Raw genomic sequence first — 9,548 nt, forward strand, 5'->3', positions numbered from 1 at the left:
CGATGGCGACAGCAGATCAGCAGGTGATTGGGGTCGACTTGGGCGGCACCGCAATTAAGCTGGGGCGCTTTACCCAAACGGGGCAGTGCCTGGCCGATCTGTCGGTACCCACCCCGCAGCCATCGACCCCTAAGGCGGTGATGGCCGCTATAGCTGAGGCGATCGCAGCCCTTGACCCCAACCGCGCAACCATCGCCATTGGCGTGGGCACCCCTGGCCCTGCCGATGCCGCTGGCCGCATTGCCCGCGTGGCCATCAATTTAGCAGGATGGACTGATGTGCCCATTGCTGACGCACTGGAAGCGGCAACGGGTCGCCCCGTTATCGTCGCCAACGACGCCAACTGCGCCGGGTTAGGGGAGGCCTGGTTGGGGGCCGGGCGCAACTACAAAGACTTGATTGTGCTTACCTTAGGAACTGGGGTTGGCGGGGCAGTTATTCTCGATGGCAAGCTGTTTGTTGGTCGCCAGGGCACCGCTGGCGAACTGGGGCTAATTACGCTTAACCCAGAAGGGCCGCCCTGCAACAGCGGCAACCGGGGCTCGCTAGAGCAGCACTGCTCGGTGCAGGCCATTCAGCGCGAGACGGGGCTAACGCCAGCGGCGCTGTTTGAGCAGGCAAAGGCGGGGGATGAGGCGGCGATCGTCTTCTGGCAAACCTACGGTCGCTGGTTAGGAGCAGGCATCGCCAGCCTGGTCTACGTGCTCACCCCCGAAGCGGTAATTCTCAGCGGCGGCATTAGTGCAGCAGCGGAGCTGTTTTTGCCGACGACGCTGGCTGAGCTGAATACCCGCGTGCTGCTCAGCTCCCGCGAGGGCATGCAGGTGCTGGTGGCCAAACTGGGCAACCAGGCGGGTATCGCTGGGGCGGCGCGGTTGGCGCTGCAGCAGTATGGCGATCGATAGATTCATGGTCTAGCCTTTGACTGACCGTCATCTACGGCTAATGAGCGAGGGCGTCAGCCGGTTTGTTTGTCATTCTGAAACTAGGCAAGCAGTGCTCTGAGTTCACGCGTGAGGGCACAGGCTTTGCCAGTTGCAATCCTCACTGGAGGAAAAAAATATGAGAACGGCTGATATCAAACCTACTCACAATCGCCGCGCGGTTGGGCTATTTTCGACTCGGCAAGAGGCCGAGCAAGCCATGCACCGCCTGCGCGACACAGGCTTCCAAATGGACCGCATTTCAATTGTGGCCAAAGCTGGAGAGGGGCTGAGAGACCTAACCTCAGACAATGATCATTACGACCCCAACAAGCCCAAATCTGAACAGGCCAAAGGCGGTGCTGGTGCTGGTGCAAAAGCCGGTGCGGTAACCGGTGGTGCCATTGGCTTAATTGGTAGCCTTGGTATCTTGGCAATTCCCGGCGTGGGGCCTGCCGCTGAGGTCGGCTTTTTGCTGGCCAACACGCTGCTCGGCGGCGGTATTGGTGCTGCCAGCGGTGGCCTGCTTGGTGCCTTAATTGGCTGGGGCGTCCCCGAAGACCGCGCCAACTACTACAACGATCGCGTTTACAACAACGACGATTATCTGGTGCTGGTAGAAGGCAGCGAGCAAGAAATTCAGGCTGCCGAGTCAGTGCTGCACGAAAACGGCATTCGCGACTGGGGCATTTACGGTGCGACTGGGTCGCCTACCTACGCAGGCGGCTACTAATACTAACGGTTAGTCAGCGATTAACATTGGGGGTGCAGCTCAGCTGTGCCCCCTTTTTCATGGGTTATTAAAAAGCTAAGCAGCTGAGCCTGAAGAGTGCAGAGGTGTGAGATGCGCTACTACTGACTAAGAGGCGATCGGCTATGATAGCAACAAATATTGTATCTGAGGGTTAAAGATATAGCTTTTAGCGTCTCAACCCCCAGGTACAGTACGTAACACCTTGGCATTTTGGTTCGGAGAGACTCGTGACTATCTATATTGGGAACTTGTCCTTTCAGGCGTCTGAGGACGACATTAGAAGCGTTTTTGCTGAATACGGTGAGGTCACTCGTATTAGCCTGCCCATCGATCGCGAAACTGGTCGAAAACGTGGTTTTGCATTTGTCGACATGGCCGATGAAGCGAAGGAAGACCAGGCTATCTCCGAGCTAGACGGAGCTGAATGGCTAGGCCGTGAACTTCGGGTTAACAAAGCTCGTCCCCGCACTGACGACGGCGGCGGCAATGGTGGACGGCCTAACAACCGCAGCAATCGTTTCTCCCACAATCCTCTCTAGGCCTATACCTGCTGCTTAAGCCAGGCTGGGCATAGTTGCAAATTGGGCAAGGTTTACTGCGTTGGCAGGGGCGTTCAGCGAATGCCCCTGCCATGCTGGTTTTTGCAGCTTAGTTTACGCTATTCTTCACGCACTGCCGTTGATGGAATAGAAAAGCTATGGCGCGGTGGCGATGGCTATTACTGCTGGTGGGGCTACTTATAAGCTTAGGAGCAGTGTTGCTACTTGCCGATGCTTTGCTGCGCTTGTATACCTTACTAGCGCTGCTGTCGCCCTTACTAGCTCGAGTCGTATTAGGGGCAGTAGTGGCAGCGATCGCGGGCGCGGTGGGGTTTGGTCTTTATCGTCTGCGTCCTTTTTTACGTCCTCGCCGACGACAGAAAACTCTCCAGGCTCCTCGCTACCCCAGGGAGGCCGCTACCGCTAATTTGCACGCGGTTCAACACCAGGTCGATCAAATTCAAGATCACGTAGCCCGCCAGGCGCTGCAAGACAAAGCGCGGAGTTTAGCGTTTTTAAACTCAGATCAAGCACTTACTATTGCCGTGTTTGGGGTCGGGTCAGCCGGTAAAACGGCACTAGTCAATGAACTTTTAGGTCAGCCTGTTGGTCAAGTAGGTGCTGCCCTAGGGACTACTCAGACTCAGCAAGTCTATCCCTGGCAAATCCCCAATGTGTCGAGAGCGCTACAGCTGATTGATACCCCAGGCATTGCAGAAGCAGGCATCGCCGGTACAGAGAGAGAGCAAGCCGCTCGCGCCGTAGCGGCCGGAGCAGACTTAATTTTGTTTGTCATTGACGACGATCTGCGGCAGGCAGAATACACCGTACTGCAGGCACTGATGGGCATGGGCAAACGAGTTCTTCTAGTACTTAATAAGGCCGATCGCTATCCTGAAGCCGATTTAGAGGCCTTGCTAGAACGGCTGCGATCGCGAGTAGTTCCCCCCCTTAGCTCCGATGATATTGTTGCCGTAGCAGCTTTGCCCCAGCCCCTACCCCAGGTCGGCGGCGGCTGGCTACAGATGCAGCCCAACCTGCTGCCCCTGCGGGCTCGCCTGGCCGATCTATTGCGCCAGGAAGGGGAAACCCTGATTGCTGACAACCTGCTTCTGCAAACTCAGCAGCTTGGCGAAACCGCCCGTCAAATTATTGACAGCCAGCGCCAGGCCCAGGCCGACGCTATCATCGAGCGGTACCAGTGGTTGAGCGCCGGGGCGATCGCCGTTACTCCCCTACCCGGCCTCGACTTTTTAGCCACAGCCGCCATTAATGCTCAAATGGTGGTTGAGCTTAGTCAGGTTTATGGCTGTGAGGTCAGCCTTGAAGAAGGCAAGGCATTGGCCCTGTCTGTAGCTAAAACCCTCACGGGTTTAGGCTTAGTTAAAGGCACCGTAGACCTGCTGGCGCTGGGTCTGCAAACCAACTTAGCAACAGTACTCGCTGGCCGGGCTCTAAAGGGCACCAGCGGCGCTTATCTCACCCGCATTGCCGGTAAAAGTTTCATCGAATACTTCCGCCAAAATCAAAGCTGGGGCGACGGCGGCATGGGTGCCGTTGTAGAGCAACAGTTTCGCCTCAATCAACGCGACGCGCTTATGAAAGCCTTTATCAAAGAAGCGATCGCTCGAGTTGTACCCATCACACGCGAGCAATCCTAAAGTAACTTCAGAAGCACAATTCGGCTAAACCAAAACCCCTCTTAGTTATGGTAGGTAGGAGGGCCAAATCAACCCCAGCTTAAGTGTTCAGGGTTTCCCCCTTCGGGAGACACTTCGTGAACGACTCTGCTCAACCCTCTGCCCAGCCACGGTCGAGCATTGAGCGGAGTCGAAATGCGTCTTTATAGACGATCAGACTTACTTACGTAGAAGCAGCCCTGGGATAGCCCAAAAGGGTAGCCAAACAGGCTATACAAACCCTGTCTGCTCAAAATCAGCACAGTCAATAGCCGATTCAGAAAGAGCAGCTTTAGGATGAATAGGGCACTTAAGCCGATGATCGCCAGTGAAATAGCGACAGTCAGCGCAGGGAATTTTATGCATCACTGTAGCCCGATCCACCCCATCTCGAACAGCTGTTATTAAATTCCAGACTGTAATTCCTACCAGTCCCCAGGCCAGCACAAAGCACACAGGCACCAGTAAAAACTGTACCACTGTTACCAGTTGTCTCGGTAAGGCCATGAGTTGTAGCGCCATAATCTAAACTCGAAATGCTTTCTCTACAGCTTCTGCCATAGCGTTAAGCCTGTACTCACCATGACTCATAGATTATAAAATCGAGATATCTAGCAACACAGCGGCAGAAGGGTTAACTTTTCTACCAGCAGTACCTAACTTAGGGCTGACTTCCTTCAGCTGCGATCGCCAATTGCACCCCAGGCAGCGATCGCAGTCGATCCATCACAGCTACCACTCTACCGTGACTCACCGATTGATCAGCTCGAATTACCACTAGGCCGCCATCTGTTAAAGTTCCCAGCGTTTGAACAGCTTCTAATAGCTGTTCATCAGTAACCGCTCTATTTCCTACAAATATTTCACCAGCCGCATTGACTGACACAACAACTTGCCGCTGGGCCTGGGCTTCAGCCGTTTCAGCACCCGGCAGGGCCACTGGCAATCCCTCATTACGAGTTAGCAACAAGCTAGAGAGAATGAAAAATGCCAGCACCGCAAAGACCACATCAATCATCGGCACAATGTTGATTTGAATAGGCGATTCTGGGTCTTCAGGTAAATGCATCGTAAACGCCCTAGCCAGGTAAATTGAACGAAAATAAACGCTAAACTAAACTGCTTCAGCCATGTGCAAAAGCTTTTGAGCCACCGCTTCATCCACCGGCATCACCGAAAGTCGACTGCCCCGCCGTACCACCCACAGTTCATCAGGGCTAAATGTCTCCTTCAGCTGATCGAGCGTAATAACCTGGGCAAAAGTTTCTAGGTAGCCCACCGTTACTGTATGCCAGCGAGGGCTATCCGGCGACGACTTGGGGTCATAGTACTTGCTAGACGCTTCAAATTGGGTAGGGTCGACGACGTTCGTTGCCACAATCTCCATCAGCCCCACCACTCCCGGCGGCTTAGTATTGGAATGGTAAAAAAAGGCTCTGTCGCCCAGGGCCATACTGGTGAGAAAGTTGCGGGCCTGGTAATTGCGAATCCCATCCCAAAGCTCGGTGCGATCGCGCTCCAGATCCGCGATGCTGTAAACGTCAGGCTCAGATTTCATCAGCCAGTAGGCCATCGCCAGTTACCTTCTCCAACAACGCAATTTGGTCGGCTTCAACCGCCGTCAGGGTAGCCCGCCGTCCACCGCTGGGGATGCTCTCCAGCCGCAGCCGAATCGCTGACTGAGGAGGTTCCACCATCCGCTCCGACCATTCGATCGCAAGTAACCCAGGCACAATTTCCGCGGCATTCCAGTAGCTCTCTAGCTCCAGGTCGTCTACCTGGGCTGGATCTAGCCGATACAGATCGACATGGTAAAGGGGGATGCGCCCCTCCAAATACTCGTTAATCAACGTAAACGTGGGGCTGCTGATTGGCTCAGCGATGCTCAAACCCGCCCCTACTCCCTGTACCAGGGTTGTTTTGCCGCTGCCCAACTCGCCCGACAGCAGCAGCACCGTGCCCGGCGGGCACAGCCGCCCCAGGCGATCGCCCAGAGACTGGGTCGCCCGCGCATCCGGTAAATCAATCACAACTACCCCGTCCCTCATAACCTCCACTACAGCAACAGGCTTTGTTCACTGTATCGCCCCTGCCGCTCATTTTTGGCTCCTACCCTCGGAATAGAAATTAGCGTATCGCACTGGCGTTGTTCTCATTGCTCAAATCCAAAGCACAGACTGCCCTCCATAGCCCCATAACCGACGCCGATGCTCAACCGGACTCATCGGAGCCAGCTTCACCAAAGCTACAGAGCAATATCCCCCCCAGCCAGCTGCCGAGCCATAGTCTGGGCTGGGCGGCACAGCAAATGACAGGTCAAGGGGTGTCGGTAGGGCAGTGTCGTTTGCAGCCGGGAGGGTTTAAGCCCATGTTTCGCTTAGATCTGCTGCAGTGGCTCAGTCCTCAATTCTTGCTGTCCTCACCTCAACCATCAACCAAGACGGTTTTTATAAATCACCCCGTCCTTCATAATCACCAAAAAATTAGTTTCTGGATCCTCAATTAACCGAATATTTTCCAGAGGATTACCATTAACCAACAGCAAATCCGCCAGTGCCCCCTCTTCCACTACGCCCAGTTTGTCGGGGTAGGGGTTGCGCTGCCCCGAAAGCTTCAGCAGGCTTGCATTTGTGCTGGTCGCCATCCGCAACACCTCTGCTGGGCTGTACCAGCGCACCATTTTGGCCAGTTTTGCCCCCTGACGGGCCGATCCCTGGGGATTAAAGAGGTTATCTGTGCCCCAGGCCGTTTTAATGTTGTACTGCTTAGCCAAGTTGTAGGCCCTGTCGGTGCCTTCAGCCACCAGCAACTGTTTAGCTCGACCCTCAGCATCTGGTTTAGGGTTGGCATCCTCATCGTCTAGAAACGGCTGCATACTCAGCCATACGTCGTTCTCAGCAATTATTCGCGCCGTCTCTTCGTCCATCAGCTGACCGTGCTCAATGCACTTGACCCCAGCTCGAATCGCCTTTTGAATTGCCCGGGGCGTATAGGCGTGAACCGCTACGTAGGTGTTCCAGTCTTCGGCGGCTTCCACTGCTGCCCTCAGCTCATCTTCGGTGTACTGTGCCACATCAATGGGGTCAAACGCAGAGGACACTCCCCCCCCGGCAGCCAGCTTGATCTGGCTTGCTCCCTGCATCAATTGCTCACGGGTACGGCGCAACACTTCAGGCACCCCATCGGCGATCGCCCCCACCCCAAACTGCTCCGCTAGACTCAGCTCTGAGGTAGGCGTGCGGGGTAGATCGCTTAGCTCACGAAAGTCGCCATGGCCGCTAGTTTGAGAAATCATCGCTCCCGATGGCCAGATGCGCGGCCCCACCAAGGTCCCACTATCCACCGCCTGTTTGAGCAGAAAGACCGGCCCGGCCATATCTCGTGCACTGGTAAAGCCCCGCATCAGCATGGCAGCAGCATTCTCCTGCGCCCGCTGAAACAACTGCTCCGGTGCCGTAGTCGCTGCGATCAGGTCCTCCTGAGTCGTGGTTTCCATAAATAAGTGGGTATGGGCATCAATCAACCCCGGCATCAGCACCCGTCCCTCGCCGCTGATCCGAGTGACACCAATATCCGCTGGCATTGGCAGCGATCGAGTATCAATCGCCTGAATCTTGTTATCGATCACCATCACGTTCGACAGAGCGCTCAGATGGTCGGAGACACCATCAAAAATTCGCACATTCTCGAACAGGACGGCTGTCGGCTGAGAATTTTGACCACTACCAGGGCGTTGAGCAAAACTCACCTGTGTCATTAGACCAGACAGCCCTAGAAGCAAAGCCCCTAAGGCTAGTAAATAGCGCGATCGCGTCTGCATAGACTCCTAAATAAAATCAGTACATGTGCCCCTAAACTTAGATGGGGGATAGTGCAACAAAAAAACATCAACGACCAAAACGCCATGAAAACAGTAGCAGCAGCTTCTGATTAAATCAAGTTCAAGCATTAACTTATGTAAACATTGAGCGCAAAGCTTATCCTACTATTTTTTGCGGTTGGGTCCTTCCTAAGTCCAGATACCCAATTAAGTCATAACTTTTTTTGCTCAAGTTTTCCCAAAAATTTGCTGTCCTTGACCCCTCACCTTACCGAAGCAATTTGCAGAACAAAAAATAGGATGAAAATTGCTCTTAACCAGTTGTCAACTTCACGTATGATGCCTTTGTGGTCGGGCTTGACGCTTGGCCTCTTAGCTGTTTTTACCATTACCAAAAACGATTCATGAGGACTACCGCACATCAGAGACTAGCAGTCAGAGTCCGGCAAAGCGTTTTGAACTAGCTCAAAATATCAAAAGGTCATCACTATGAAAATCCGTTCGATTCTGGCCTATTCAGCTTTGGCTTCCAATGCTGTCGTCACGGTGATGAGTGCTCCCTTGACTATCAGAGCCCATACCAATGCCATCTGCCATCACGATTGCCCAACAGGCTGACTTAAACCTCGTAGGGAAAGCGGAAGGAACCCTGTACATCGGCAACCGTCCCAGTTAAACCGTGACCTTCGTCACCGTGACCAGTCGCCCCAATCAGCAAGTAGAGATTTCTCTACGTTTGGCGGGTGGCAACCTCCAGCGTTGGGATGGGTAACTGATCAGCCGCAGTGGCGGTGAAGCTCAAATCCGGTTAACTAATGCAGGGGAGCTGATGCCACCGGAACGCTCACCGTCCGTTACCAAAATTCCACTCTGATTTCCCTCAGCGGCAGTGGCACCCTTGACGGTCAGCCCTTGTCGATTCTTTTCACAATCGGTGACGACAGCGTTAGCCGTCCCCCAGTCGCTAGCCCTGTTATCTTAACTCAACAAGGACAAGGCACATTTGGTCTGCAGGGCCGCCCAAACCAAACTATTTCTTTTGCCTCGGTCACCGTTCAACCCGATGACAGCGCCGAGCTTACGATTTGCCTGGCCGATGGCAACAATATCGCTTTTGCAGGACAGCAAACTCGTAAGACCGCCGAAGACATCGTCCTCAATCTCACCTCCTCGGGCAACGCCGACGCTCAGGGGCCCGCCAATATTCGCTATGGCCCAAACAATTCAATCATTAGCATTTCGTCTAACGGCACCCTAGACGGCCAACCTTTCTTTATCCAATTTAGCGGTCAGCCTGCCACTACGACCCCGGCCGCAAAGACCGTCACATGCACCGGACGAATGCAAAATAGCTGGCAGTATCGAGCCGAAGCCAGGAATCGGCGTTTCACGCAAATCAACTGAGAGCGATCAGACGCAGAGCCAACGATGACGCCCCTGCGCTTTGATAGCAATAATCCTCAAGGACAACCGGTTTACCGCGGTTCTTCTCGGGCAGCGACAGAAGTAGCCCTAGTTGATCTCAGTAGCGGCACCCCTCGCACCGGCACCCAAGTGTCCATTGGAGTGCAGGAGTGGGGATGGTCACGAGGGAACTACCGCTAGCTATAAGACAGGGCATCACGTTTGATCCCAGATCTGCACAGCAGTCCGCCAACTCGCCACCTAAGGTCGGGTCTTTAGGCAGGGGGAGACAGGTAAAACAGATGAGTCCCCCTTCTCCAATCAGAAGGGGGACTCATCAATAGGGACCTGGCATCGAGCTATTTTGACAAGGGGCAACCCCCTCACTATCTTCGCCGCAGCTGCGTTTCACGTCTGAGTTCGGGATGG

9 protein-coding genes and 1 rRNA gene are annotated in these 9,548 nt (G+C 54.3%); 5 read left to right on the top strand and 5 right to left on the bottom strand.

Annotated features, from left to right (window positions below; translation table 11 throughout):
* Nucleotides 1-2 precede the first annotated feature (2 nt).
* The 4 genes from ACQ4N7_RS26830 to ACQ4N7_RS26845 all read left to right on the top strand — a co-directional run bounded on the left by ACQ4N7_RS26830 (nucleotide 3) and on the right by ACQ4N7_RS26845 (nucleotide 3,877).
* On the top strand, nucleotides 3-905 hold the full coding sequence (locus ACQ4N7_RS26830) for an ROK family protein (RefSeq protein WP_430714506.1): 903 nt from the start codon (nucleotides 3-5) through the stop codon (nucleotides 903-905).
* Between the two features lie 157 nt (nucleotides 906-1,062).
* Nucleotides 1,063-1,656, top strand: coding sequence for a general stress protein (locus ACQ4N7_RS26835; protein ID WP_430714507.1), 594 nt, complete (start codon nucleotides 1,063-1,065; stop codon nucleotides 1,654-1,656).
* Between the two features lie 248 nt (nucleotides 1,657-1,904).
* Nucleotides 1,905-2,216, top strand: a complete 312-nt coding sequence (locus ACQ4N7_RS26840; RefSeq protein WP_430714508.1) for an RNA recognition motif domain-containing protein — start codon at nucleotides 1,905-1,907, stop codon at nucleotides 2,214-2,216.
* 215 nt (nucleotides 2,217-2,431) lie between these two features.
* Nucleotides 2,432-3,877, top strand: coding sequence for a YcjF family protein (locus tag ACQ4N7_RS26845; protein ID WP_430714509.1), 1,446 nt, complete (start codon nucleotides 2,432-2,434; stop codon nucleotides 3,875-3,877).
* Nucleotides 3,878-4,556: 679 nt separating this feature from the next.
* Here ACQ4N7_RS26845 and ACQ4N7_RS26850 read toward each other — a convergent pair.
* The 4 genes from ACQ4N7_RS26850 to ACQ4N7_RS26865 all read right to left on the bottom strand — a co-directional run bounded on the left by ACQ4N7_RS26850 (nucleotide 4,557) and on the right by ACQ4N7_RS26865 (nucleotide 7,715).
* The gene (locus ACQ4N7_RS26850; protein WP_430714510.1) at nucleotides 4,557-4,964 is read right to left on the bottom strand and encodes an ExbD/TolR family protein; all 408 of its coding nucleotides are present in this window, start codon (nucleotides 4,962-4,964) and stop codon (nucleotides 4,557-4,559) included.
* Between the two features lie 45 nt (nucleotides 4,965-5,009).
* The gene (locus ACQ4N7_RS26855) at nucleotides 5,010-5,468 is read right to left on the bottom strand and encodes an EVE domain-containing protein (RefSeq protein WP_430714511.1); all 459 of its coding nucleotides are present in this window, start codon (nucleotides 5,466-5,468) and stop codon (nucleotides 5,010-5,012) included.
* A complete protein-coding gene (gene tsaE / locus ACQ4N7_RS26860) occupies nucleotides 5,443-5,943 on the bottom strand; it encodes a tRNA (adenosine(37)-N6)-threonylcarbamoyltransferase complex ATPase subunit type 1 TsaE (protein WP_430714512.1) in 501 nt (166 codons plus the stop codon). Before tsaE ends, ACQ4N7_RS26855 begins: the two co-directional genes overlap by 26 nt.
* A gap of 383 nt (nucleotides 5,944-6,326) precedes the next feature.
* Complete coding sequence (locus ACQ4N7_RS26865) at nucleotides 6,327-7,715, bottom strand: amidohydrolase family protein (RefSeq protein ID WP_430714513.1); 1,389 nt, start codon at nucleotides 7,713-7,715, stop codon at nucleotides 6,327-6,329.
* A 912-nt stretch (nucleotides 7,716-8,627) separates the two neighbouring features.
* On the opposite strand from ACQ4N7_RS26865, the gene ACQ4N7_RS26870 reads away from it, so the two are divergent.
* Nucleotides 8,628-9,119, top strand: coding sequence for a hypothetical protein (locus ACQ4N7_RS26870; protein WP_430714514.1), 492 nt, complete (start codon nucleotides 8,628-8,630; stop codon nucleotides 9,117-9,119).
* Nucleotides 9,120-9,465: 346 nt separating this feature from the next.
* Here ACQ4N7_RS26870 and rrf read toward each other — a convergent pair.
* Nucleotides 9,466-9,548 (bottom strand): 5S ribosomal RNA (gene rrf, locus ACQ4N7_RS26875); the annotation flags it as partial.

This window comes from Nodosilinea sp. AN01ver1 (assembly GCF_050565655.1).
GTDB lineage: Bacteria > Cyanobacteriota > Cyanobacteriia > Phormidesmidales > Phormidesmidaceae > Nodosilinea.

What these genes read in the sequence shown, in the direction of transcription:
- ACQ4N7_RS26865 (WP_430714513.1), bottom strand. Translation starts at nt 7,715, where the DNA reads ATGCAGACGCGATCGCGCTATTTACTAGCCTTAGGGGCTTTGCTTCTA.
- ACQ4N7_RS26855 (WP_430714511.1), bottom strand. Translation starts at nt 5,468, where the DNA reads ATGGCCTACTGGCTGATGAAATCTGAGCCTGACGTTTACAGCATCGCG.
- ACQ4N7_RS26850 (WP_430714510.1), bottom strand. Translation starts at nt 4,964, where the DNA reads ATGCATTTACCTGAAGACCCAGAATCGCCTATTCAAATCAACATTGTG.
- ACQ4N7_RS26830 (WP_430714506.1), top strand. Translation starts at nt 3, where the DNA reads ATGGCGACAGCAGATCAGCAGGTGATTGGGGTCGACTTGGGCGGCACC.
- tsaE (WP_430714512.1), bottom strand. Translation starts at nt 5,943, where the DNA reads ATGAGGGACGGGGTAGTTGTGATTGATTTACCGGATGCGCGGGCGACC.
- ACQ4N7_RS26835 (WP_430714507.1), top strand. Translation starts at nt 1,063, where the DNA reads ATGAGAACGGCTGATATCAAACCTACTCACAATCGCCGCGCGGTTGGG.